Genomic DNA, 23,634 nt, shown 5'->3' with positions numbered 1-23,634 from the left:
CCTGTGACGGCTTATCCGGCCAGCAGCACCGCGGCGGCTAGACCCAGTCCGGAGATAAGCACCCAGGAGGCCAACGCGGCCGCCGCGGCACGGACACCGGAGGCGAAGAGCGTCCGGACCCGGACGCCGGCACCCAGCGCGAACAGCGCGGCGGTAAAAAGCAGTTCCTGCACCAGGCCGGCGGTGTCCAGTGCCGCTTCGGGCAGCACACCCGAGGTACGGACCAGGATCATGGCGAGGAAGCCCAGGACAAACAGGGGGACCAGCGGCGGCCGCTTACCTGCCGCCGTGCCCCTCGCCTCGGCCCGGCGTGCGGCCAGCCCGGCAGCGGCGGTCATCGGTGCCAGCAGGATTACACGGGCCAGCTTCACGACGACGGCGGCAGCCAGTGCCGCGGTTCCTGCGGTCTGCGCCGTGGCCACCACCTGTCCTACGTCATGCACCGAGGCCCCGGCCCAGGAGCCGAAAACCTCAGGCGACAGCTTCAGGAGGCTGCCGGCCAGCGGCAGGGCCGCGATGGCCAGTGTCCCGCAGAGCGTCACCAGGGCAATCGGCACGACCGTCTCTTCGGTGCGCGTCCTGCGGACGGCAGCCACGGCGCCGATGGCGGATACGCCGCAGATGGAAAACCCGGCGGCGATCAGCACCGGTTCGTCGCCCGGCAGGCGGAACAGCCGGCAGATGCCGTACGTCCCCGCGAAGGCGGCCAGCACCAGGACCACAATCAGCACCAGTGCTGTCCAGCCCAGTCCGGCAATGGCGGCCAGCGAGACCTTCAGCCCCAGCAGCACTATTCCCAGCCGCAGGAATTTCCGCGCCGCCACGGCGAGGCCGGGCTTCCAGGTTCCGGCGGCCCGCACCGCCACACCGGGCACATTCGCAGCCAGCAGCCCCAGGAGTACCGCAGCCGTCAGGACGGGCACTGCCGGCAGGAGCTGGTGCAGCAGGTAGGCCGCGGCGACGGCGGCCGCCGAGACGAGCAGTCCGGCAGCAGTGCCGCGGAGGCGGGCGGACCCGGATGAGGGCGCGGGGGAGGAAGCAGCGGGGGAATCTGGCACGTCTACACCCTGCCCCAGCAGGGGCGGTAATCCAAAGCGGGCCGTCTTTCGCTGCCGCCGGACGGTGCAGGTCCGGTTGCCGTACTGCTGGCCACCCGCCCGTTGTTACCATGGGGGCACCATCCTCAACCGGGAAGCACCCCATGAGCCTGCACAGCAACAGTGGAAGCGTCCCAGGCGTTTCCATGCAGCAGCAGATCAAGTCCCCGTGGTTGTTTCCCGCCGCCGAAGTCGCTGCGGCGCTGGGAACCGCCCCGGAGACCGGGCTGGACGCCGGCGAGGTGCGGGACCGGGAAGAGCGTTACGGACCCAACTCACTTGCCGAGGGCAAGCGGATACCGGCCTGGCGGAAGGTCCTGCGGCTGCTCTCGGACCGGCTGACCATCATCCTGATTATCGCCGCAGTCATCAGTGCCGTGGTGTCGCGGGAATGGGAAACCCCGGTGGTGATCCTGCTCGTGATCATCCTCAACACCGCCTTGAACTACGTGCAGGAGCAGCGGGCCGAGAACAGCCTCGAAGCACTGCGCAACGCGTCGGTCGACAGCTGCCGGGTGCTGCGCTCGGGATACACGACGACTGTGGAGCGGTCGGAACTGGTGCCCGGCGACGTCGTACTGCTGGAGGCAGGGGACAGCGTGCCGGCGGACGGCCGGCTACTGGAAGCCGTACGCCTGCAGGTGGCCGAGGCGGCGCTTACCGGCGAGTCCAAGCCCACCAACAAGATCACCGCTCCGCTGCCGGATGCGCAGCTGCCGGTCGCGGACCGCACCAATCTGCTTTTCATGGACACCGATGTCACGCGCGGGCGCGCCGTCCTGCTGGTCACCGCGACCGGCATGGACACGCAGATCGGCACCATCGCACACCTCCTGGGCAGTACCACGGAGGAAAAAACCACCCTGCAGCGCAGCATCGACCAGCTTGCCCGGGTCCTGACCTACATTGCCTTCGCCGTCGTCGCCCTCGTCTTCGTGCTGGGACTGCTGCGCGGGGACAGCTGGGAGGACCTGTTCCTCACCGCCGTGTCACTGGCCGTGGCCACCATCCCCGAAGGCCTGACGGCGGTAGTCGCCTTCACGCTCGCCATGGGCGCCTCCCGGCTCGCAGCCCGCGGTGCGATCATCAAGCAGCTGGCAGCTGTGGAGACCCTGGGCAGCACCTCGCAGATCTGCACCGACAAAACCGGCACCCTCACACTCAACGAGATGACGGTGCGGAGGCTGTACTCGCCCGCGGGGCACCGGTTCCGGGTGACCGGGAACGGCTATTCCACCGACGGCAAGATCCTCAGCCCCGACGGCCGGGCCGCTCCCTTGCCCGCCGACGCGTACCTGGCCATGGCGCTGTGCAATGACGCGTCCGTGGAGGACGGCAGGCTGACCGGCGATCCGACCGAGGGAGCGCTGGTGGTGCTGGCGGAGAAGGGCGGCATAGATGTGGCAGGTGCCCGCGCCACGCACCGGCGCCTGGCCGAAGTGCCGTTCGACTCCGACTACAAGTTCATGGCCACGTTCAACCGTGCGGACGACGGCGCCGCCGTCTCCTGCAACGTCAAGGGCGCCCCCGGCGTGGTCCTGGACCGGGCAACCTTCCTGCAGACCCGCGACGGGCTGGTGCCCCTGGACCCGGAGGAACGTGCCCGGATCTCCCGGGATGTGGAGTCCCTGGCCCACGCCGGCCTGCGGACCATGGCAGTGGCGGGCCGGGTCCTGGACGCACCGCTGCCGTCCAGCCCCGACGGGCTCTTCGCCGAGGCCGCGAACCTGGTGCTGTACGCCGTCGTCGGAATCCTGGACCCGCCCCGGCAGGAGGCCGCCGAGGCCATCGCCCGGGCTCGCTCCGCCGGAATCGACGTGCACATGATCACCGGAGACCACCTGGTCACGGCATCGGCAATTGCCCGGGACCTCGGAATCGAAGGCCGGGCAGCCGCGGGCACCGCACTGGACGCCATGGACGATGAACAGCTGCGGGAAGAGGCTCCGCATCTGGGTGTCCTGGCCCGGGTTTCGCCCGAGCACAAGATCCGGATTGTGAAGGCGCTCCAGGCTGACGGCTACATAGTGGCGATGACCGGCGACGGCGTGAATGACGCCCCGGCGCTGAAACGCGCGGACATCGGCATCGCCATGGGCATCACCGGCACCGATGTGTCCAAGGGTGCCGCGAAGATGATCCTCACCGACGACAACTTCGCCACCATCGTGGCCGCCGTCGAAGAGGGCCGCGGCATCTATGACAACATCCTGAAGTTCGTCCGGTTCCAGCTGACCACTGCCTGGGGGTTTGTGCTGATCTTCCTTGCGGCGGCGGCCTTCGGCTTTGCCGGCGGGGCACCGTTCACGGCTCTGCAGATCCTGTGGGTGAACATCATCATGGACGGCCCGCCCGCCCTGGCACTCGGCGTGGACCGGACGGATCCCGACGTGATGAAACGGCCGCCCCGCCCGGCCGCCGAACCCCTGCTGACGGGGCGGCGGATCGCGGTGCTGACGCTGCTGGGGATCGTGATGGCTGCAGGCACCTGCACGGTGCTGGTGAACGCCCCGCGGTGGTTCCCGGAGAGCGCCGGCAGCGCGAACTTCGCCACCACCATGGCTTTTACGACTTTCGTGTTCTACCAGGTGTTCAACCTGCTGAACGTCCGCTCGGAAACCGGCACCGTCTTTACGCTCCGGACCTTCACCAACCGTGCCATCTGGGTGTCGCTCGCGGCCGTGGTGGTGCTGCAGGTCCTGGTGGTGCAGCTGAGTGTCTTCGGCGGACTCTTCGACACCGTGCCGCTCACCTCGGCGCAGTGGCTGCTGTGCTTCGCCGTCGGTGCCACCGTGCTGGTGGTTTCCGAGATCGGCAAGGCGGGGCAGCGCCTGGCTGCCCGGCGCCGGTCCGGAACCGGGAAGGCGCCCGGTACACGGCCGTCAGCGTCCTACCAGGGCGAGGGCTTGTAGTCCTTGAGGAAGACCCCGTACTGGTCTTCGCCGTTTTCGCCCATGACGATCGGGTCATAGACCCGGGCCGCGCCGTCCACCAGGTCCAGCGGTGCGTGGAAGCCTTCCTCGGCCAGGCGGACCTTGGTGGGGTGGGGCCGCTCGTCAGTGATCCAGCCTGTGTCCACGGCGGTCATCAGGATCCCGTCGGTTTCGAGCATTTCCTCGGCGCTGGTGCGGGTAAGCATATTCAGCGATGCCTTGGCCATGTTGGTGTGCGGGTGGCCCGGACCCTTGTAGCGGCGGGAGAACTGGCCCTCCATCGCGGAGACGTTGACAATGTATTTCCGCCGCGCGGAGGAAGCGGCCATTGCGGGGCGCAGCCGGTTGACCAGCAGGAACGGCGCCGTGACGTTGCACAGCTGCACTTCAAGCATCTCCAGCGGGTCCACCTGGTCCACCACCTGCGTCCAGCTGTTGATCGGTGCCGTGTCCGGCACCAGCCCGCCGGCGTCGATGGCGGTTCCGGCCTCCATGCGTGCCAGCGAGGAGGACCCGGCAGTCAGCGCCAGCGCGGTGACGGCGTCGGCAGCCAGCACCGGGTGCGCAGCAACGGATCCGGCCAGTGCCGTGGGGTGCGCGTCATAGGTGTGCCCGAAGGTGACCAGCTCGGGCATGGGACCGTCCGGCAGCGGGGCCAGTTCGGCGTCGGTCAGCGGGCGGTACGCGTTGGAGGAGCGCCGGACCGTCTGGGCGGCGTTGTTGATCAGGATGTCCAGGGGACCGGCCTCCGCGACGGACTCGGCCAGGGAAATGACCTGGGCGGGGTCGCGCAGGTCAATGCCGACAATGCGCAGCCGGTGCAGCCAGTCCGCGGAATCTTCCATTGCGGCGAAGCGGCGTGCGGCGTCCTTGGGGAAGCGGGTGGTGATGGTGGTGTGCGCGCCGTCGCGCAGCAGCCGCAGGGCAATGTACATCCCGATTTTCGCCCGGCCGCCGGTCAGCAGCGCGCGTTTGCCGGTCAGGTCTGTCCGGGCGTCGCGCTTGGTGTGGCTGAAGCCCGCGCAGTCGGGGCAGAGCTGGTGGTAGAAGGCGTCCACCACGGTGTAGGGCTGCTTGCAGATGTAGCAGTTGCGCGGCTTGAGCAGCGTTCCGGCGGACGGTCCGTGGGCTGCCGTGGTGAGCTGCGCACCGCGGGTCTCGTCGTCGATCCGGTCTGCGGCACCGGTGGCCGTGAGGGCGACGACGGCGCGGTCCGCCTCGGCCACGGCCGTGCGCTTTTCGTTCTTCCGGTGCTTCTTCACGGACTTGAACATCTTGGCGGTGGCCCGCCGGACGGCCACGTAGTCGGGGTCTTCTTCGTCCAGGACGTGGATGGAAGCCAGGACCCGCAGGGCGGTCTGGATTTCTTCCGGGCTTAGTTCAGGGGTGCTCATGGGGGCCTTTACGCTCATCGACACCGGAGGATCCACGGTGCAGGCGCACCGGGTGCGCCTTCCGAGGATACCGGAGAAGGCCGCAGGCACCCGTATCGGCAGCAGGGGCGCCGGGATATCTCACACCCGGCGCCCCTGTTCCTAGCTGTTTCTTCAGGCCTCGCGAGAGCTTCAGGCCTCCGGGACGCGCTGTCCCTTGCTGAGCACAGTGAGGCCGGACTCGGTCACGGTGAAGCCGCGGCTGAGGTCCAGCTCCCGGTCCACGCCCACGGTGGCACCGGCAGGGATATGCACGTTCTTATCGATGATGGCCCGGCGGACCACCGCACCCTCACCCACGTGCACCTTGTCCATCAGCACCGAGTCGGTGACCTCTGCGTTGGAGGCAACGTAGACGTCCTGCGCCAGCACGGACCCCGTCACCTTGCCGCCGGAGATTACCGTGCCGTCGGAAACGATCGAGTCGAAGGCGGTTCCGGCCTGGTCGGAGGCGCTGCGGACGAACTTGGCGGGCGGGGAGATGCTCTGCCGCGTGTAGATGGGCCACTTCAGGTTGTACAGGTTGAACGCCGGCAGGGGCGAGATCAGGTCCATGTTGGCGTCGTAGTAGGAATCCAGGGTGCCGACGTCGCGCCAGTACTGGTGGTCGCTGCCGGTGGCGCCGGGGATGATGTTGCGGGTGAAGTCGTAAACGGCAGCATCGCCGCGTTCCACGAAGTAGGGAATGATGTCCCCGCCCATGTCGTGCTTGGTGACCAGGCGTTCCTCGTCCCACTGCAGGGCCTTAACCAGGGCGTCGGTGTTGAAGACGTAGTTGCCCATGGAGGCCAGGAAGCTGCCCGGATCATCGGGCAGGCCGGGGGTGGTCTCCGGCTTTTCCACGAACGCCGCGATGCGCTCGGGGTTCTCCGCATCCGTTTCGATCACGCCGAACTGGTCCGCCAGGTGCAGCGGCTGCCGCACCGCGGCAACGCTCACCGACGCGCCGGAGGCAATGTGCGCCTCCACCATCTGGGAGAAGTCCATCCTGTACACGTGGTCGGCGCCGATGACGACGACGATGTCCGGCTGGGCGTCCTCGATCAGGTTCATGGACTGGTAGATGGCGTTCGCACTGCCGAGGAACCAGCTCTTGCCCACGCGCTGCTGGGCGGGAACCGAGGCAACATAGTTCTGCAGCTGGGTGGAGAGCCGCCATGTCTCGGAAATATGCCGATCCAGGCTGTGGGATTTGTACTGGGTCAGCACCACTATCTGCAGGTACCCGGAGTTCACCAGGTTCGATAAAGCGAAATCAATGAGGCGGTAGCGCCCGGCAAAGGGAACCGCCGGTTTCGCGCGGTCTGCCGTGAGCGGCATCAGCCGTTTACCTTCGCCGCCTGCAAGAACTACTGCCAGGACCTTCTTTGGCGCCATTGTGTTGAACCTCTTCCGAAAATAAGTCTACTGACTTCAGACTAGATCACTCGTTGCCCGGTGCACTACGTTGGTTTAGTGCGAGTAGATATTGTGTCGAAGGAATTCCCGCCGGAAATCTACGGGGGAGCAGGCGTTCATGTCGCCGAGCTCAGCCGTGTCCTGGCCGGAGAAGTAGATCTCCATGTGCATGCCTTCGGGGCCCCGCGCCCCGAAGATTTCCACGGAGCCAAAGTAAAGAGCTATGCGGTGCCGGCGGAACTTCAGTCCGCGAATCCCGCGGTGCAGACGCTGGGAACCGACCTCGAGATCCTGGGCGGACTGGCCGGGGCGGACCTGGTCCATTCGCATACCTGGTATGCGAACATGGCCGGTCATCTGGGGTCGCTGCTGCACGGCATTCCGCATGTCCTCAGCGCCCACAGCCTGGAGCCGCTGCGCCCGTGGAAGGCCGAGCAGCTGGGCGGGGGATATGCCGTTTCCTCCTGGGTGGAGAAGACCGCGTATGAGTCAGCCGCCGCCATCATTGCCGTCTCCGAGGGCATGCGCCAGGACATCCTGCGCAGCTATCCGGACGTGGATCCGGACCGGGTTCGGGTAGTCCACAACGGCGTCGATGTCCAGCAGTGGCAGCCGGATATCGACCCCGACGGCGTCCGCGCCTTCGACATCGATCCGGACCGGCCCAGCGTGGTCTTCGTAGGCCGGAACACCCGGCAGAAGGGCGTGCCCTACCTGCTCCGCGCGGCTGCGCTGCTGCCGCCCGAGGTGCAGCTGGTGCTGTGCCTGGGTGCCGCGGACACCCCGGAACTCGCGGCGGAAACCGCGGTGCTGATCGAGGAGCTGCGGCGCACCCGCACCGGAGTCATCGTCATTGAACGCATGCTTCCGCGTGCCGAGCTGATCAAGATCCTTTCCATCGCCACCGTCTTTGCCTGCCCGTCGGTCTACGAGCCGCTGGGCATCGTGAACCTCGAGGCCATGGCGTGCGGCACCGCCGTCGTCGCCAGCGCCACCGGAGGCATTCCGGAAGTGGTCGATTCCGGCGTCACCGGCCTGCTGGTCCCCATTGACCAGGTCACCGACGGAACCGGTACTCCGCTGGATCCGGAGAAGTTCGTGCGGGACTTCGCCGACGCGCTGATCTCGGTGGTTACTGATCCGGCGCTGGCTCAGCAGATGGGCGAGGCGGGCCGCGTGCGGGCCACCGAGCAGTTCTCCTGGGAGTCCATTTCCGAGGCCACCCTGGCTGTCTACCGGTCCGTTCTGGACCCGAAAGACTAACGCCGGAAATCCAAAGGGCGCCGCCGCACAGTGCGACGGCGCCCTTTCGGCTACTCGGCTACTTGGCTAACCGGCTGCCCGGACCGCGGAAAGCTACTTCCGGCCGGACTTCTTCTGCTCAGCCTTCTTGCGGGCGATCAGGACCTTTTCGTCCACCGGAGCGGCACCGCTGGCGCGCAGCAGGCGCTGGTACTCCATGGCCTCATCCTGGCGGGCCTTCTCTGCCCCCGAGGCAATCTTTGCCCGCAGGTGCTCCTGGCCGTAGCCGAACGAGTCCACCAGGTCCAGGGCATGCGGTCGGATCTTGGCCAGCAGGCGGTTGATGTACGGACCCAGGGTGCGGGCACGCTGGGCGGACAAGCGGCCGTTCATGAGGTACCAGCCCAGGTTCTTTTCGATCAGGCACAGCCCGAACAGGTCGCGGACCCAAGTCATGACCTGCCGGGTGCCGGCGTCCTGAATCCGGTCAAGGCCCCGGGTGAAGGCTTCCCACTGGAGCAGTTCGGCATGGGCGCGGGCGGCCTGGATCAGGGCGTGCTGGTTCTCGTTGAACACCGCCGCCCCCTTGTCCTTCGGCAGTCCACGGGCTTCCTTGAGTGCCGTGGCCACCTCCGCCACCATGGTGCCGACGCGGTCTGCCAGCAGGTCATGCTGGGTCCGCGGATCGCGCAGGGCAATGGCGGATTTCTTCTCCGAGCCGGAGTCGCGGAAGGACTGCGCAATCCGGCGCAGGCCGGTGCGGTGAAGGGTCACATCAGTGGCCTGTCCCACCACGTAGCGGGCCAGGACGCCGAAGTCCGCACCGGCGAACTCCTTGCCGTAGTCCGCCAGCAGTCGCTTGGCAACCAGCTGCAGCAGCACCGTGTTGTCGCCCTCGAAGGTGGCGTAGATGTCCAGGTCCGCACGCAGTGCGGTGAACCGGTTCTCGGCCAGGAACCCGGCGCCGCCGGTGGCTTCGCGGCATTCCTGCAGCGTGTCCAGGGCATGCCAGGTGGAAAGGGACTTCAGTGCTGCAGCAAGGGTCTCCAGGTCCTGGCGGTCTTCGTCGGTGTCATGCGCACCCGAGAAGACGTCGTCGAACTTGTGCAGCAGTTCCTCGTGCGCGAAGGTTGCGGCGAACGTGGTGGCCAGCAGGGGCAGCAGGCGGCGCTGGTGCTGCTGGTAGTCCATCAGCACCTCTTCCTTGATGTCGGAGGCCCCGGTGAACTGGCGGCGTTCGGTGCCGTACTGGATGGCTGTCTTCAGGGCCAGCTTGCTGGCGTTGACTGCTGCGCCGTCGAGCGAAACACGGCCCTGCACCAGGGTGCCGATCATGGTGAAGAAGCGGCGTCCGGGGCTGCTGATGTCCGAGGTGTAGGTGCCGTCGGCGGCAACGTCGCCGTACTTGTTGAGCAGGTTGGTCCGGGGGATGCGCACATTGGAGAAGTGCAGCCGGCCGTTGTCGATGCCGTTCAGCCCGCCCTTGATGCCGTCATCCTCGCCGCCGATGCCCGGAAGGAACCCGTTGTCGTCGCGAAGCTCCACATAGAACGCGTGCACGCCGTGGTCCACGCCCTGCGTGATGAGGTGGGCGAAAACGACGGCGGCCTTGCCGTTGACGGCGCCGTTGCCGATGTAGTCCTTCCAGGCGGCACGGAAGGGGGTGTTGATGATGAATTCCTCTGCCGCGGCGTCATACTCGGCAGTGGTGGCGATACTGGCAACATCGGAACCGTGGCCGGTTTCGGTCATCGCGAAGCAGCCCGGGATTTCCAGGCTCATGATGCCCGGCAGCCACTTCTCGTGGTGTTCCCGGTTGCCCAGGTGCATCACGGCGGAGCCGAAGAGACCCCACTGCACGCCTGCCTTGATCTGCAGGGACGGATCGGCCACCACGAGTTCCGTAAAGCCGGCGACGTTCGCGCCGTGGCTGTCTTCGCCGCCCACGTACCTGGGGAAGGCGCCGTGGACGGACTTGCTGTCCACCAGGATCTTCAGCTGGTCCATAACCCGTTCGCGGTGCTCGGTATGCGTCAGGCCCGCGGGGGTATGCATGGCTTCCATGCCGGCGAGCTTGCGTGCCGCGAGCCGCTTGTCGGCCCACTTGCCGAGCAGGACACGGCCAAGCGATTCGACATCCACCACAGCGGCGTCGTTGTCGCTGATAGCGGCGCTGGCCGGGAGCTGGCGTTCGGTCGGGGAAAGTGTTTGCGTCATTGCGTTTCCTTCTCGTGTTGGGTGGAGGACGAAGATGAAGGGCCCAGGGGCGAATGCCCCCGGTCGTAGCCGATGCCGTCAAAGAGCCAGGCGGTCAGCTGGTCGGTCATTTGTTCTTCGGTCGGCTTCCCGGGACCGGGGGGAGCGGCAATCCAGCGCTCACCGGCAGCCCGGATCATGCCAAGGGCCGCCGTGGGCCAGTACTGCGTGGCAGCGCTGGCCTCGGGCGGAACCTCCCGGCCGGCCAGGTAGTGGCGCATGGCCGAGTCCATCATTGCGGTGATGGTTTCGAAGAAGGAGGAGAGGGTGCTGTCGATCTGTGCCGGCCCGCCGTCGGCGAGCTGGCCGGTGACGAAGAGGTAGACGTTGGGGGACGTTTCGGCCATCTGCAGATAGGCGGAGACCATGGCGCGCAGGCCGGACCGGGGGGACTCTGCCGTGCGGCCGGCAGCCAGGATCTTTTCCTGCATCCGGGCCACCGCCATTTCACCCATCGCCTTCTGCAGCCCCGCCTTGTCTCCGAAGTAGCGGTAGAAGACGGACTTGGACGTGCCGGAGGCTGCGGCGATCTCTTCCATCGATGCCGCGCAGCCGAGGGTGTGCACTGCCCGCCGCGCGGTCTTGATCAAGGTACGACGGCGCTCGGCACGGTGCGCTTCCCAGCGGAGGGCCCGGCCGTCCGCCGCGGGAGAGGACGCGGAAGGATCATCAAGTGCGGTGTTCACGATACTGAGCGTATCAGGTACGCTGGGTAACAGTAACTAGCGTCACACTAAACCCCCATGGCCTCCCAGGCGGCCCCTCCAAGGAGAACGACGAATGGCTGCACAGCCCGAACCCGCACGAGCAACCCCCACGAACTCCGGCACCGGGTCTTCGGTGCGCAAGGCGGTGGTGATCGGCGGAAACCGCATTCCCTTCGCCCGCTCCGGCGGCAAGTACACCTACAGCTCCAACCAGGACATGCTTACGGCGGCCCTCGACGGGCTGATTGCCCGCTTCGGCCTGCAGGGCGAGCGGATCGGCGAAGTAGCCGGCGGAGCCGTCCTCAAGCACTCCCGTGATTTCAACCTGACCCGCGAAGCGGTCCTGGGCTCGGCACTGTCGCCGGAAACCCCCGCCTATGACGTACAGCAGGCCTGCGCCACGGGCCTCGAGACGGTGGTCAGCCTGGCCAATAAGATCAAGCTGGGCCAGCTGGAATCCGCCATTGCCGGCGGCGTCGACTCCGCTTCCGACGCACCCATCGCCGTGAGCGAAGGCCTCCGCCGGGCATTGCTGGACCTGTCCCGCGCCCGGACCACCAAGCAGAAGCTTGCGGCCGTCGCGAAGATCCGTCCCAAGGACCTTTCCCCGAACGCGCCGTCCACCGGCGAACCGCGCACCGGACTGTCCATGGGTGAGCACCAGGCCCTGACCACCGCTCAGTGGAAGATCACCCGCGAGGCCCAGGACGAGCTGGCCTTCAACAGCCACCGCAACATGGCCGCCGCCTATGACCGCGGTTTCTTCGATGACCTGGTGACCCCGTACCGCGGCCTGGCCAAGGACGCGAACCTGCGTCCCGACACCACCATGGAAAAGCTGGCCAAGCTCAAGCCGGCCTTCGGCAAGAGCCTGGGCGATGAGGCCACCATGACCGCCGGCAACTCCACTCCGCTGACCGACGGCGCTTCCGTGGTGCTGCTGGGCTCCGAGGACTACGCCCGCGAGCACGACCTGCCGATGCTGGCGAACATCGTGGATGCAGAAGCCGGCGCCGTCGACTTCGTGCACGGCAAGGACGGGCTGCTGATGGCTCCGGCTTTCGCCGTACCTCGCCTGCTGGCCCGCCACAACCTGACCTTCGACGATTTCGACTTCTTCGAAATCCACGAGGCCTTCGCCGGCACCGTCCTCTCCACCCTGGCCGCCTGGGAGGATGAGGAATTCTGCCGCACCCGTCTGGGCCTTGAGGCGCCGCTGGGCAGCATTGACCGCAGCAAGCTCAACGTCAACGGCTCCTCGCTGGCCGCCGGGCACCCCTTCGCCGCCACCGGTGGACGAATTGTCGCCTCGCTGGCCAAGATGCTGCATGAAAAGGGTTCGGGCCGCGGCCTGATCTCCATCTGCGCTGCCGGCGGCCAGGGCCTCGTCGCAATCCTCGAGGCGCGCTGATCATGAGCGATACCTACCTGAACCTCGTAAACAGCGGTTTCACCAAGGAGCTGTCCAAGAAGCTTGGCCTGCCCCGGCCGGCCATCCTGCGCCGCTTTGACCCGTCCAAGCCCCTGGTGCCGGGCCCGGTGCTTGTGCTCGGCAGGAGCACTGCCGCCGATGAGCTCTCCCGGCTGCTCCTGGGCTGGGACCAGGACGTACGCCGGCACGCCACGCCGAAGGAAAAGCTCGGCGCCATCCTGATTGTGCTCGACGACGCCGCGGCACCTACGGACCTGGGCGAACCGACCCTGGCCGCCGGTGCAGCGCTGCGGGACCTCGCTCCCGGCGGACGCGTCATCACTGTTTCCCGGCCCGCCGCGGAGGCACAGGACCCGGCAGCCGCCGCGGCCCGCCAGGGTGTCGACGGAACACTGCGTTCCATTGCACACGAACTGCGCGGCGGTGCGACGGGCAACGGCATCGTGCTGGCCAACGGAGTGCAGGCCACTGCCCCCTCGGTGGCGGCTGCACTGCGGTTCCTGCTCTCGGGCAAGAGCGCCTACGTCAGCGGTCAGTTCATCACCGTCGGTTCCGACGCCGGTGAGCTTCCCCAGGACTGGAACGCACCTCTCGCCGGCAAGGTCGCCGTCGTCACCGGCGCCGCCCGGGGCATCGGTGCCGCCATCGCCCGCGTGCTGCACCGCGACGGTGCCTCCGTGATTGTGGTGGACGTGCCCGCCGCGGGGGAGCAGCTGGCGAAGGTAGCCAACGAAATCTCCGGTACCGCCCTGCAGGTCGACATCACCCGCGAAGACGCTGCAGACCGCATCCTGACCCACGCCGTCGAACGCTACGGGCACCTGGACATCGTGATCCACAACGCCGGCATCACCCGCGACAAGCTGCTGGCCAACATGGACGAAGCCCGCTGGGGCTCGGTCATCGCCGTCAACATCGCCTCGCAGCTGCGGATGAATGAAACCTTCCTGGCCTCGGGCGGCTTCAGCCCCGAAGGCCGGATCGTTTCGCTGGCGTCCACCAGCGGCATTGCCGGCAACCGCGGCCAGACCAACTACGCAGCGTCCAAGGGCGGCGTGATCGGCATGGTCCGCGCCACCGCACCGCTGCTGGCACCCCGCGGGGGCTCCATCAACGCCGTTGCGCCGGGTTTCATCGAAACCGACATGACCGCTGCGATTCCCGCACTCACCCGGCAGGTGGCACGCCGGCTGTCCAGCCTGCAGCAGGGCGGCCTGCCGGTGGACGTGGCGGAGACCATTTCCTTCCTGGCCTCCGATTCCGCGGCCGGCGTCAACGGCCAGGTAGTGCGCGTCTGCGGACAGAACATGGTGGGCGCATGACGGATACCCAGTTGAGCGAGATCCCCGCGCTCGGGCGGCTTTATGCCGGTGCGGTGGGCAGCGCGGCGAAGTCGCGCCTGTCACCCTCCAAGGGAACCGGCGCCCTGCCCGCTGACCGGCACGTGGTCCGCGGGGCGTCCGTGGACCTGGCCCGGCTTACCGATTTCCAACGCCTGGTCCTGCACAGCGCCAGCGACTACCTGCCCACCGGATACGTGCACACGTTCGCGTTCCCGGTGGCCATGAGCCTGATGGCGCGCGAGGACTTCCCGCTGCCCCTGCTGGGGATGGTGCACCTGCGCAACGAGGTGCAGCACTTCAGGCCGATCCACTACGGCGAAGCCCTCACTGTTACGGCGTGGGCGGAGAACCTCGCCGGGCACCGGGCCGGCACCCAGGTGGAACTCGTCGCGGAGGTCACCGTCGAAGCCGACGGCGGCACGGAAACCGTTTGGCGGGGCCGTTCCACTTATCTGGCCAAGGGCGTTTTCCTGCCGAAGTTCGACCGCCCGGACAAGTCTGCGGTGCGCGCGGAATTTGTTCCCCCGCTCCCGACGGCGCTGTGGCGCCTGGGTGCCGACGCCGGACGTAACTATGCCCGGGTCTCCGGCGACTTCAACCCCATCCACCTGAGCCGCCTGTCGGCCAAGGCCCTGGGCATGAAGCAGTCCCTGGCCCACGGCATGTACCTGGCCTCGCGGGTGGTCGCGGACACCGTGCAGACCCACGAGGGACCGTTCCAGTGGAGCATTGACTTCGAGGCCCCGGTGTTCCTGCCGGCCACCGTCGCCGTGGCCATCTCGGACGACCAGGCATCCGGCGGATGGAGCGGCTCCACCTTCACCGGATGGAACCCCCGTTCGCAGCGCCGGCACTTCACCGGTGCAGTAACTCCGCTGGCCGCAGCCCGGACCTGATCCACCGCAGGCCACACCCGGCCCAAGCCCGTCCGCCTCCGGCAGCACCCGGAAGCGGACGGGCTTTTGCGCTCCAACTGCTAAGGTTCCCTCATGATTAATGCTGCCGGTCTGCTGGTTTCCGCCAAGGAACTTGATGCAGCGGATCCCCTCGCCGGCTACCGGGACCGGTTCCTGCCGGCAAACGGAGTCCACGCTTATCTGGACGGGAATTCGCTGGGCCGTCCGCTCCGGGCCACCGCCGAAAACCTGCAGGACTTCGTCTCCCGCCAGTGGGGCGAGCGGCTGATCCGCGGCTGGGATGAACAGTGGCTTGAGCTGCCCGGCCGGATCGGCGACGAACTCGGTGAGGTGGCGCTCGGAGCCGCCCCGGGGCAGTGCATCGTGGCGGACTCCACCACCGTGCTGCTCTACAAACTGGCGCGGGCCGCCGTCGCCGCCCGCCCAGGCCGCACCGAGATCCTGCTTGATGCCGACAATTTCCCGACGGACCGGTACGTCCTGGAGGGCGTGGCCCGCGAATGCGGCCTGACCCTGCGCTGGGTGCCCGCGGACTACGCCGGCGGAGTCAGGGCCGAAGCAGTGGCCGCCGCCGTCGGCCCGCAGACCGCGCTGGCCGTGTTCAGCCACGTGGCCTACCGCTCGGGGTACCTGGCCGACTCCGCGGCCATCAACGAAATCGTGCACGACGCCGGCGGGCTGGTCCTGTGGGACCTGTGCCATTCGGTGGGCGCCGTACCGGCGGAGCTGGACGCCGAGGGAGCGGACTACGCCGTCGGCTGCAGCTATAAATACCTCAACGGGGGACCGGGCGCACCGGCGTGGGCCTACGTGGCCTCCCGCCACCAGGCCGACTTCTCCCAGCCGATCCAGGGCTGGCTGGGGTCCGGCGACCCGTTCGGCATGGCCCAGGGCTATGTTCCGGCCGAGGGTATTCGCCGCCTGGTCTCGGGCACCCCTCCCATCCTCGGCATGCTCGCCATGCAGGACATGATTGCCCTGATCCGCGAGGCCGGCATGGATGCCGTCCGCGCCAAGTCGCAGGCGTTGACCGAATACGCCGTCACCGCCGTCGACGCGCTGCTGGCTCCGCACGGCGTCGTGCTGGCCTCGCCGCGCGATCCGGAACGCCGCGGCAGCCACATCACCATTGACCATCCGAAGTTCAAGGCGGTCAACGCCGCGCTCTGGGAGCAGGGCATCATCCCGGACTACCGGAATCCGGACGGCATCCGGTTGGGCCTTTCACCCCTGTCCACGTCCTTTGCGGAGACCTTCACCGGGATCGAAGCAATCCTGGCCGGGCTCCAGGGCTAGCCAGGACTCACGCCTGTCCCGCTTTGACCGCCAGCACGGGGCAGGCAGCCTCCAGCAGCACGCGCTGGGAAGTGCTGCCGAGGAAAAGCTTCCCTACCGGTGTCCGGTGCCGGATCCCCAGCACCACCAGCCGGGCACCGTGGTCCTGGGCCGCCTTCAGGATTTCCTCGGCGGCATCAAAGTCCCCGATGGGGTGAAGCAGGACATGGGAAACCCCGCTGCCCTCCAGGACGCCCGTCAGCGTCTGGAGATAGTCCGGGGTGTGTTCCGGCCGGGGCTTGCGGGTGCTCTGCACATTGACCACCACGAGTCCGGTGGCCAGGTCCCGGGCTGCCCGGAGCGCGGCGCGCAGCGCTGTTTCCCCCTCCGGTGTGGGTACGTATCCGACGACGACGCTCATGGCTTCCTTCTTTCCGCCTGCTTCACCGCTGGCTCGTTCAACTCAGCTGGGAGGGATCGCTGAAACGGGTTTTACGCGCCTTGACCGCCCGGTTCCAGATCCAGGTGAGAACCCACAGTGCCAGGCCGAGCAGCAGCAGCAGCCCGGCAATCCGGTACTCGATGGCGTCCTGCGCCCACGGGCCCAGCAGGAAGGCACAGGTTCCGGCACCGATGAAGGGCATGATGCCGGGGGAGCGGAAGTGCGGCCGGTCAATCGGCGTTCGGCGCAGGACAATGCACGCGATGTTCACCACCGTGAAGACGGCGAGCAGCAGCAGGGCGGTGGTCCCGCCGAGTGCCGTCACCGTTCCCCGGCCCATGAAGTTGGTGACCACGATAATCAGGCCCACCGCAATCGCCGTCGTAAAGGCAATGGATGCCCACGGCGTGCGGCGTCCGGGCAGGACCGCCGACAGTCCGCGGGGCAGGACATCCTGCTTCGCCATGCCGTAGAGCAGGCGGCTGGCCATCAGCATATTGATCAGGGCCGTGTTGGCGACGGCGAAAATCGACAGGAACGGATAGATGACGTCCACGGGCAGGTTGGGCGCGCCTGCACGCACCACTTCCAGCAGCGGGGTGCTGGACTCGGACAGCTGGCCCACCGGAACCACGGCGACGGCGGCGATGGACACCAGCAGATAGACGCAGACGGTAATGGTCAGCCCGGTAAGCATCACCTTCGGGAAGATCCTCGTCGGGTCACGGGTTTCCTCCGCCATGTTCACCGAGTCCTCGAAACCGACCATGGAGAAGAACGCCAGGGCGGTGGCACCGGTGAGGGCGAGGAACACGCTCTTACCCGCTTCGGTTTCAAACACAACCACCCGGGAGAAGTCCGCGTTGCCCTGGCTCATGGCCCAGAAACCAATGGTAATCACGATCAGCAGCCCGGTCAGTTCGATTGCGGTCAGCACGATGTTGAACTTCACGCTTTCCGCGGCACCCCTTAGATTGACGGCTGCCAGCAACAGCATGAAGATGACCGCGATCCAGGTGACTCCGGTCTGTCCCCACTCGAGCTTGAACCCGACAATAAAGTTCTCGGCAAGGAACTTCGACGCCGTCGAGGCGGAAGTGATTCCCGAGCAGAGCACGGCGAATGTCACGAGGAAAGTCAGGAAATGTATGCCGAAAGCCTTGTGTGTGTACAGGGCAGCGCCCGCTGCCTGCGGATACTTCGTGACCAGTTCCAGATAGGACAACGCGGTAATGGCTGCCACCGCGAATGCGAGCAGGATGGGTGCCCAGGCAGCACCGCCGATTTCTCCGGCCACCTGCCCGGTCAATGCATAAACGCCGGTGCCCAGGATGTCGCCGACAATAAAGAGCAGCAGCAGCTTGGTGCCCATGACCCGCTTGAGTTCGGGCTGGACGGTTTCCGCTTTGATGTCAGCCATGGCTGTCCTCCCGTTGTCCTGGGATGCCGCGTTGGACGGTATTCTGCGCGGTGGACGTCTGGTCTGGCAATGGGCTGCCGCGACGGTTTACCCGGGTGCCTGTGGAATCACCCGGACGGCGCCGATCCGCCTCCGCCGCACGCCCAGGACCTCCAGCCTGCAGTTCGGGGCCGGCACAGTGTCGCCGGGGCGCGCCATCCTGCCGAGCTGCTCCAGGATGTACCCCGCGACGGTCTCGTACTGGCCCTCCGGGAGGCCGACGCCGGTCAGCCGCTCGAATTCCTGCAGGATCAGCGCACCGTCCACCACCAGCTGGCCCTTTTCCCTGCGGTAGCGGTCTTCAGGGTCCCGCCCCGTGTCGTATTCGTCGTAGATTTCCCCGACAAGTTCCTCGACCAGGTCCTCCAGCGTCACTATGCCGTCCGTCCCGCCGTATTCGTCCGCCACAACCGCTATGTGGCTGTTCCCGCGGCGCATCCTGCCCAGTGACGGCAGGACGACGGCGGTGCCGGGCAGGAACAGGATGGGGCGGAGGATATCGGCCACGGTGCGTCGATCCGGTTCGGGGACCTCCGGGTCCGGCATCAGGTCCCGGACGTGGATGAACCCCAGGATGTCGTCCACCGATGCACCGGTTACCGGATAGCGGGAATAGGGCTGGTTCCGCACCCGGCGCCGGGCCTCTTCCAATGGAAGGTCCGCCCGGACAAACACCACTTCGGTCCGGGGACGCATCACCTCCTGTACCAGTCTTGTGCCTGCAGCAAAAACGTCCGAAAGGATCCGGCGGCTGTCCTCGGCCAGCATCGGACTTGCCGCCACCATGTCCAGGAGTTCCTGGCTGCTGACCGGCACGGTCTTTACCTGCGGATTTCCGCCCAGCAAACGCACCACGGCGTCGGTCGAGAAGGACAGGAGCCGGATGACGGGGCGCATCAGCACCGCAAACACGTTCAGCGCGGGGGAGAGGATCCGGGCGTAGAGGACGGCGTTCTGCATGGCCAGGCGCTTGGGCACCAGTTCCGAGAACACCAGGGAAAGGTAGGCCACAACGAGGGTCAGCAGGATGAACGCGGTTGCCTCAGCCGCGGACTCGGACAGTCCCCACCGCCGCAGCAGCGGAACAACCGCCGGTGCCAGGGCTGAAGCACCGTAGGCCGCTGAAAAGAAACCGGAGAGCGTCACGCCGATCTGGATCGCAGCCAGGAACAGGTTTGGGTTGCGGGCCAGGTGCGCGGTACGCCTGCCCTGCTTTCCGCTGCGCTCGATGCCGCTGATCTGGCTCTCGCGGAGGGAGACCAGCGCCATTTCCGCGCCGGCGAAGATCCCGCCCAGCAGGATGAAGAAAACCACGAGCAGGAGATTAAAAACTCCACCGCCGTCCATAACCCGAGGGTACCGGTGCAGGCCGGCGCATTGAGGGAAAGATCACACCGGGGTAGTTGGGGAAAACAAAAAAGTCCTCCCGGAATCCGTGGATTCCGGGAGGACTTCACTGTGCGCGGAGGGGGACTTGAACCCCCACCCTCGTTAGAGGACTAGCACCTCAAGCTAGCGCGTCTGCCATTCCGCCACCCGCGCTTAGGTGGTTTCCACCAGCTCTTTAGTTGTTCAAAAGCTGTGGAAGCAACGGGAAAAACTCTAACACGGTTTAGGCGCGAACCACGAATCGGCCCAAGCCGCAGCCAGATCGGCGTCCCGGGAGGGCGCAATACGGCCCATTGCACCGCTGCTCTGGCTAAGCTGGCTGCACAGTTCACCGAAGGAGAAGCCCATGCCTACAGATGTCCGTTCCGAGCAGCCGCGCGCCGAAGACGAGGTCACCCGGATCTGCCAGGAGCTCATCCGCTTTGACACTTCCAACTTCGGTGACAACTCCGGCCCGGGGGAGCGTGCGGCTGCCGAGTACACCGCCGGGTTGATCGAAGAAGCCGGATTGTCGGCCGACCTCTTCGAATCCGCCCCGGGACGTGCGTCAGTCGTGACCCGCATGGAGGGCACCGACTCCTCCCTGCCCGCCCTCGTGGTCCATGGCCACCTCGACGTCGTGCCCGCACAGAAAGAGGACTGGACCGTGGACCCGTTCAGCGGGGAGGAACGGGACGGACTCATCTGGGGCCGCGGCGCCGTGGACATGAAGGACATGGACGCCATGATCCTGTCCGTGATGCGCTCCATGGCACGCACCGGTACCCGGCCGCGCCGGGACATTGTCTTCGCATTCTTCGCCGATGAGGAAGCAGGCGGCGACTACGGCGCCCGCTGGGCCGTGGAACACCGCCCGGAACTGTTCGACGGCGCCACCGAGGCCATCTCCGAGGTGGGCGGTTTCTCGGCCACCATCGGCGGGAAGCGGACATACCTGCTGCAGACTGCCGAAAAGGGCATCTCCTGGCTGCGGCTGGTGGCCCACGGCCGGGCGGGGCACGGCTCCCAGATCAACACCGACAACGCCGTCACCCGGCTGGCCCGCGCCGTCGCCAATATCGGCAGCCACCCCTGGCCCATTGAGCTGACGGACACCACCCGCGCCTTCCTGGACGGCGTCACCGAACTGACCGGCGTCGAGTTCGATCCGGACAACCCGGACCGGATTCTCGCCGAGCTGGGCACCGTGGCCCGGTTTGTCGGCGCCACCCTGCAGAACACGTCCAACCCCACCGTGCTGAAGGCGGGGTACAAGCACAATGTCATCCCCGGCACCGCCGAGGCCCTGATCGACGCCCGGACCCTGCCCGGACAGGAGGAACAGGTGCTCGCCACCATCCGCGAACTTGCCGGCGAAGGCATCGACATCAGCTACGAACACCAGGACGTGTCCCTCGAAGTACCGTTCAAGGGCAACCTGGTCGACTCGATGATCTCCGCCCTCCAGGCCGAGGATCCGGGCGCACCGGTGCTGCCCTACACGCTTTCCGGGGGCACGGACAACAAGTCCCTCAGCCGGCTGGGCATTACCGGCTACGGCTTCGCCCCGCTGCGCCTCCCGGCGGACCTGGACTTCACCGGCATGTTCCACGGCGTGGATGAGCGGGTCCCGGTGGACTCGCTGAAGTTCGGCACCCGGGTACTGTCCCGCCTGCTGACGGATTACTGAGCCGTGCCGGCCACCGACATCCTCACTCCCGAACTGCTGGAGCGCCTGCGTTCCCGTGCAGCCGGCTATGACGAGTCCAACAGCTTCTTCACACAGGACCTGGAAGACCTGCGCGCAGCGGGCTACCTGGCCCTGTTCACCCCCCGGGGCGAGGGCGGGTCCGGGCTGGGGATTCCCGACGTCGTCTCCTCCCAGCGGCTCCTGGCTTCCGCCGCGCCCGCGACGGCGCTGGCAGTGAATATGCACCTGGTCTGGTGCGGCGTCGCCCACCTGCTGTCGTTGAAGGGCGACAACTCGCTGGACTTCGTCCTCCGCGAGGCGGCCGCGGGGGAGCTGTTTGCCTTCGGGGTGTCCGAGCCTTCGAACCCGGCGGTGCTCTTCGATTCGCACACCGAGGCCCGTCCGGCCGGCGACGGCGGCTACGCCTTCACCGGCACCAAGATCTTCACCAGTCTGTCCCCGGCCTGGACCCGGCTGGGCATCTTCGGTAAGGACTCCTCGGACCCGGAGGATCCACGGCTGGTCTTCGGGTTCGCCGACCGCGGGACCGGAGGCATCACCATTGCCGATGACTGGAACACCATGGGCATGCGGGCAAGCCAGTCCTGCACGACCCGCCTGGACGGTGCCGTGGTGCCTGCGTCGCGGATGGTCCGTACGACGCCGGTGGGGCCGCACCGGGATGCCTTTGTCTTCGGGATCTTCGCCTTGTTCGAAACCCTGCTGTCCGCGGTCTATACGGGGATCGGGGACCGCGCAGTGGAACTGGCGGTCGATGCCGCGCAGGGACGAAGTTCGCGTGAGGGCGTTCCCGCGTCGGCGGACCCCGCTACCCGCTGGAAGATTGCCGACGCCGCGCTGCGGATGGACGGCGTGCACCTGCAGCTCGGCGCAGTGGCGCGGGATCTGGAGGAAGGCACCGATCACGGGAACTACTGGTTCCCGCTGCTTTCGGGCCTGAAGTACCGCAGCACCGAAACCGCGCGCGGCGTGGTGGAAACCGCCGTCCGGGTGGCGGGCGGCCGCAGCTATTTCCGGGGCTCCGAGCTGGAACGGCTCTACCGCGATGTCCTCGCCGGGATGTTCCACCCCTCAAGCGAGGATTCGGTGCACGCGAGCGTAGCCAACGCGGTTCTGGGGCCGCTGGAGTAAGGCGCCCGGGCCGGGCCTAGGCGGTCCGCTGGACGCGCAGGATTCTTCGGCGCAGCCAGAACCGCCGTCCGCCGCCGCTGTAGATCCGGCTGCGGTGCAGTTCCCATTTGCCGTATTCGGCGTGCTCCACCAGGCGGCGCCTGGCATCGGTCAAAGATTCGTGTGGATCCACCGACACCACCAGGTACTCATAGTCCCGGGAATTTTCGCGTCGGCGGGAGACATCGGGTGCAAGAATTTGTTCGCGCATTTCCCTCCAATTTTCCCTAGTTTACCGATAACGTCTAGGGCATGAGCATAGATCCGCGCATCGCGCTCCAGTCACTTGTCACCGCGTTCGAGGAGCATCTCGCGGCCGCGGCCGCCCGCCGCGGTGATAAGGATCCGGTGGTCGAAAGTGCGTATCTGGCCATCGCCGATGCCTTCGAACTCTATGAGGAAGTCCTTTACGACGCCTACGGCGAGGTCACGCCGCTGGAAATCTACGAAGACGATGAGGACGAAGGCGACTACGACGGCGTGGACGAGGTCGACGAAGTCCTCGAAGACCCCGGTGCCGCCGGGGACCAGGACAACGGCAACCCGCTGGGCCGCTCCGCCAACCGGTAGCGCTGCCGGCCCGGGTGAACGGCTGCGTCGCAGGAGTCAATTAGAGTCTTAGGTGTGAATTGGTTTGAAGCGATCTTCCTTGGCCTGATCCAGGGCCTGACAGAATTCCTCCCCATCTCCTCCAGCGCACACCTGCGCATCGTGGGGGAGCTGCTGCCCGGAGCCCAGGATCCGGGGGCGGCGTTTACCGCCATCACCCAGCTGGGCACCGAAACCGCCGTCGCGGTGTATTTCTGGAAGGACATTGTCCGGATCATCAAGTCCTGGTTCGGCTCCCTCTTCGGCCGGGTGCCGCGCAGTGACCCGGATGCACGCATGGGCTGGCTGATCATCATCGGCACCATCCCCATCGTGGTCCTGGGCCTGCTCTTCCAGGACCAGATCGAAAGCACCTTCCGCAGCCTCTGGATCGTCGCAACCATGCTGATTGTCTTCGGCATCATCCTCGCGGTGGCAGACGCCGTCGGCCGGCAACAGCGCACGCTGGATAAGCTCACCTACCGGCACGGCATCCTGTACGGGTTTGCCCAGGCACTGGCCCTGATCCCCGGCGTTTCCCGGTCCGGCGGCACCATCACCGCCGGGCTGTTCATGGGCTACACCCGTGAAGCCGCCGCCCGGTACGCCTTCCTGCTCGCCATTCCCGCCGTTTTCGGCAGCGGCCTGTTCCAGCTGGTCAAGTCACTCGACGAGCCCATGCCCTACACCGGCCTGCAGACCGCCGCCGCCACCGTTGTCGCCTTCGTAGTGGGCTTCATCATCATCGGCTGGTTCCTCCGGTACGTTTCCACCCGCAGCTACCGCCTCTTCGTCTGGTACCGCATCCTGCTCGGCGTCTGCATCTACCTCCTGCTGGGCTTCGGCGTCCTTACCGCCTAGCC

At 66.8% G+C, this 23,634-nt stretch carries 19 protein-coding genes and 1 tRNA gene; 10 read left to right on the top strand and 10 right to left on the bottom strand.

Annotated elements, in window-relative coordinates:
• Positions 1 to 11: 11 nt before the first annotated feature.
• A complete protein-coding gene (locus tag LOC60_RS06850; protein WP_230023891.1) occupies positions 12 to 1,058 on the bottom strand; it encodes a YeiH family protein in 1,047 nt (348 codons plus the stop codon).
• A 185-nt stretch (positions 1,059 to 1,243) separates the two neighbouring features.
• On the opposite strand from LOC60_RS06850, the gene LOC60_RS06845 reads away from it, so the two are divergent.
• Entirely contained in the window at positions 1,244 to 4,009 is a 2,766-nt protein-coding gene (locus tag LOC60_RS06845) for a cation-translocating P-type ATPase (protein ID WP_230023889.1), read from the top strand.
• Here the strand turns inward: LOC60_RS06845 and LOC60_RS06840 are convergent.
• Both LOC60_RS06840 and glgC read right to left on the bottom strand, forming a co-directional pair.
• A complete protein-coding gene (locus LOC60_RS06840; RefSeq protein WP_230023887.1) occupies positions 3,988 to 5,424 on the bottom strand; it encodes an SDR family oxidoreductase in 1,437 nt (478 codons plus the stop codon). The two genes, LOC60_RS06845 and LOC60_RS06840, sit on opposite strands and share 22 nt — an antisense overlap.
• Before the next feature lie 171 nt (positions 5,425 to 5,595).
• Positions 5,596 to 6,840 carry a glucose-1-phosphate adenylyltransferase gene (glgC, locus tag LOC60_RS06835; RefSeq protein ID WP_331460788.1) on the bottom strand — a complete coding sequence of 415 codons (1,245 nt, stop codon included), beginning with the start codon at positions 6,838 to 6,840 and terminating at the stop codon, positions 5,596 to 5,598.
• 78 nt (positions 6,841 to 6,918) lie between these two features.
• Here glgC and glgA point away from each other — a divergent pair, with 78 nt between their 5' ends.
• The gene (glgA, locus tag LOC60_RS06830) at positions 6,919 to 8,124 is read left to right on the top strand and encodes a glycogen synthase (protein WP_230023884.1); all 1,206 of its coding nucleotides are present in this window, start codon (positions 6,919 to 6,921) and stop codon (positions 8,122 to 8,124) included.
• Positions 8,125 to 8,217: 93 nt separating this feature from the next.
• Here the strand turns inward: glgA and LOC60_RS06825 are convergent, their stop codons facing one another.
• Positions 8,218 to 10,320, bottom strand: coding sequence for an acyl-CoA dehydrogenase family protein (locus LOC60_RS06825; protein WP_230023882.1), 2,103 nt, complete (start codon positions 10,318 to 10,320; stop codon positions 8,218 to 8,220).
• Positions 10,317 to 11,045 (bottom strand): TetR/AcrR family transcriptional regulator, encoded by a 729-nt coding sequence (locus LOC60_RS06820; protein ID WP_230023880.1) that lies wholly within the window; start codon positions 11,043 to 11,045, stop codon positions 10,317 to 10,319. Before LOC60_RS06820 ends, LOC60_RS06825 begins: the two co-directional genes overlap by 4 nt.
• A 94-nt stretch (positions 11,046 to 11,139) precedes the next feature.
• Between LOC60_RS06820 and LOC60_RS06815 the strand changes: the two genes are divergently transcribed.
• From LOC60_RS06815 to LOC60_RS06800, 4 genes are all read left to right on the top strand, one after another.
• Positions 11,140 to 12,477 carry an acetyl-CoA C-acetyltransferase gene (locus LOC60_RS06815; RefSeq protein ID WP_230023878.1) on the top strand — a complete coding sequence of 446 codons (1,338 nt, stop codon included), beginning with the start codon at positions 11,140 to 11,142 and terminating at the stop codon, positions 12,475 to 12,477.
• Positions 12,478 to 12,479: 2 nt separating this feature from the next.
• Positions 12,480 to 13,820 carry a 3-oxoacyl-ACP reductase gene (locus tag LOC60_RS06810; RefSeq protein WP_230023875.1) on the top strand — a complete coding sequence of 447 codons (1,341 nt, stop codon included), beginning with the start codon at positions 12,480 to 12,482 and terminating at the stop codon, positions 13,818 to 13,820.
• Positions 13,821 to 14,062: 242 nt separating this feature from the next.
• On the top strand, positions 14,063 to 14,737 hold the full coding sequence (locus tag LOC60_RS06805) for a MaoC/PaaZ C-terminal domain-containing protein (RefSeq protein WP_442860392.1): 675 nt from the start codon (positions 14,063 to 14,065) through the stop codon (positions 14,735 to 14,737).
• Between the two features lie 93 nt (positions 14,738 to 14,830).
• Positions 14,831 to 16,054: a kynureninase gene (locus LOC60_RS06800; RefSeq protein ID WP_230023871.1), complete on the top strand. Its 1,224-nt coding sequence runs from the start codon at positions 14,831 to 14,833 to the stop codon at positions 16,052 to 16,054.
• 7 nt (positions 16,055 to 16,061) lie between these two features.
• On the opposite strand, the gene LOC60_RS06795 is transcribed toward LOC60_RS06800, so the two are convergent.
• The 4 genes from LOC60_RS06795 to LOC60_RS06780 form a co-directional block, all read right to left on the bottom strand.
• Complete coding sequence (locus LOC60_RS06795) at positions 16,062 to 16,454, bottom strand: universal stress protein (RefSeq protein ID WP_230023869.1); 393 nt, start codon at positions 16,452 to 16,454, stop codon at positions 16,062 to 16,064.
• Positions 16,455 to 16,491: 37 nt separating this feature from the next.
• Positions 16,492 to 17,895: an APC family permease gene (locus LOC60_RS06790; protein ID WP_230023867.1), complete on the bottom strand. Its 1,404-nt coding sequence runs from the start codon at positions 17,893 to 17,895 to the stop codon at positions 16,492 to 16,494.
• A gap of 87 nt (positions 17,896 to 17,982) precedes the next feature.
• A complete protein-coding gene (locus tag LOC60_RS06785) occupies positions 17,983 to 19,281 on the bottom strand; it encodes a hemolysin family protein (protein ID WP_230023865.1) in 1,299 nt (432 codons plus the stop codon).
• 112 nt (positions 19,282 to 19,393) lie between these two features.
• A tRNA-Leu gene (locus LOC60_RS06780) sits at positions 19,394 to 19,476 on the bottom strand.
• A 193-nt stretch (positions 19,477 to 19,669) separates the two neighbouring features.
• Here LOC60_RS06780 and LOC60_RS06775 point away from each other — a divergent pair.
• Together LOC60_RS06775 and LOC60_RS06770 are read left to right on the top strand one after the other, a co-directional pair.
• Positions 19,670 to 20,992, top strand: a complete 1,323-nt coding sequence (locus LOC60_RS06775; RefSeq protein WP_230023863.1) for a M20/M25/M40 family metallo-hydrolase — start codon at positions 19,670 to 19,672, stop codon at positions 20,990 to 20,992.
• Between the two features lie 3 nt (positions 20,993 to 20,995).
• A complete protein-coding gene (locus tag LOC60_RS06770; RefSeq protein WP_230023861.1) occupies positions 20,996 to 22,144 on the top strand; it encodes an acyl-CoA dehydrogenase family protein in 1,149 nt (382 codons plus the stop codon).
• Between the two features lie 16 nt (positions 22,145 to 22,160).
• On the opposite strand, the gene LOC60_RS06765 is transcribed toward LOC60_RS06770, so the two are convergent.
• Entirely contained in the window at positions 22,161 to 22,394 is a 234-nt protein-coding gene (locus LOC60_RS06765; protein WP_230023859.1) for a DUF5703 family protein, read from the bottom strand.
• A gap of 41 nt (positions 22,395 to 22,435) precedes the next feature.
• Here LOC60_RS06765 and LOC60_RS06760 point away from each other — a divergent pair, with 41 nt between their 5' ends.
• Together LOC60_RS06760 and LOC60_RS06755 are read left to right on the top strand one after the other, a co-directional pair.
• Positions 22,436 to 22,753, top strand: coding sequence for a hypothetical protein (locus LOC60_RS06760; protein WP_230023857.1), 318 nt, complete (start codon positions 22,436 to 22,438; stop codon positions 22,751 to 22,753).
• Positions 22,754 to 22,807: 54 nt separating this feature from the next.
• Positions 22,808 to 23,632 (top strand): undecaprenyl-diphosphate phosphatase, encoded by an 825-nt coding sequence (locus LOC60_RS06755; RefSeq protein WP_230023855.1) that lies wholly within the window; start codon positions 22,808 to 22,810, stop codon positions 23,630 to 23,632.
• The last annotated feature ends 2 nt before the right edge of the window (positions 23,633 to 23,634 follow it).

It is taken from the genome of Arthrobacter sp. zg-Y769, from assembly GCF_020907405.1.
GTDB lineage: Bacteria > Actinomycetota > Actinomycetes > Actinomycetales > Micrococcaceae > Arthrobacter_B.
The sequence above is the reverse complement of the archived record's forward strand: the minus strand, read 5'-3'. Positions and strand labels throughout refer to the sequence as shown.

Bases quoted from the DNA above. Each gene is read 5' to 3' on its own strand.
- LOC60_RS06760 (WP_230023857.1), top strand. From the start codon at position 22,436: ATGAGCATAGATCCGCGCATCGCGCTCCAGTCACTTGTCACCGCGTTC.
- LOC60_RS06815 (WP_230023878.1), top strand. From the start codon at position 11,140: ATGGCTGCACAGCCCGAACCCGCACGAGCAACCCCCACGAACTCCGGC.
- LOC60_RS06810 (WP_230023875.1), top strand. From the start codon at position 12,480: ATGAGCGATACCTACCTGAACCTCGTAAACAGCGGTTTCACCAAGGAG.
- LOC60_RS06800 (WP_230023871.1), top strand. From the start codon at position 14,831: ATGATTAATGCTGCCGGTCTGCTGGTTTCCGCCAAGGAACTTGATGCA.
- glgC (WP_331460788.1), bottom strand. From the start codon at position 6,840: ATGGCGCCAAAGAAGGTCCTGGCAGTAGTTCTTGCAGGCGGCGAAGGT.
- LOC60_RS06805 (WP_442860392.1), top strand. From the start codon at position 14,063: ATGAGCCTGATGGCGCGCGAGGACTTCCCGCTGCCCCTGCTGGGGATG.
- LOC60_RS06840 (WP_230023887.1), bottom strand. From the start codon at position 5,424: ATGAGCACCCCTGAACTAAGCCCGGAAGAAATCCAGACCGCCCTGCGG.
- LOC60_RS06795 (WP_230023869.1), bottom strand. From the start codon at position 16,454: ATGAGCGTCGTCGTCGGATACGTACCCACACCGGAGGGGGAAACAGCG.
- LOC60_RS06765 (WP_230023859.1), bottom strand. From the start codon at position 22,394: ATGCGCGAACAAATTCTTGCACCCGATGTCTCCCGCCGACGCGAAAAT.
- LOC60_RS06825 (WP_230023882.1), bottom strand. From the start codon at position 10,320: ATGACGCAAACACTTTCCCCGACCGAACGCCAGCTCCCGGCCAGCGCC.
- LOC60_RS06845 (WP_230023889.1), top strand. From the start codon at position 1,244: ATGCAGCAGCAGATCAAGTCCCCGTGGTTGTTTCCCGCCGCCGAAGTC.
- LOC60_RS06775 (WP_230023863.1), top strand. From the start codon at position 19,670: ATGCCTACAGATGTCCGTTCCGAGCAGCCGCGCGCCGAAGACGAGGTC.
- LOC60_RS06790 (WP_230023867.1), bottom strand. From the start codon at position 17,895: ATGGCTGACATCAAAGCGGAAACCGTCCAGCCCGAACTCAAGCGGGTC.
- LOC60_RS06785 (WP_230023865.1), bottom strand. From the start codon at position 19,281: ATGGACGGCGGTGGAGTTTTTAATCTCCTGCTCGTGGTTTTCTTCATC.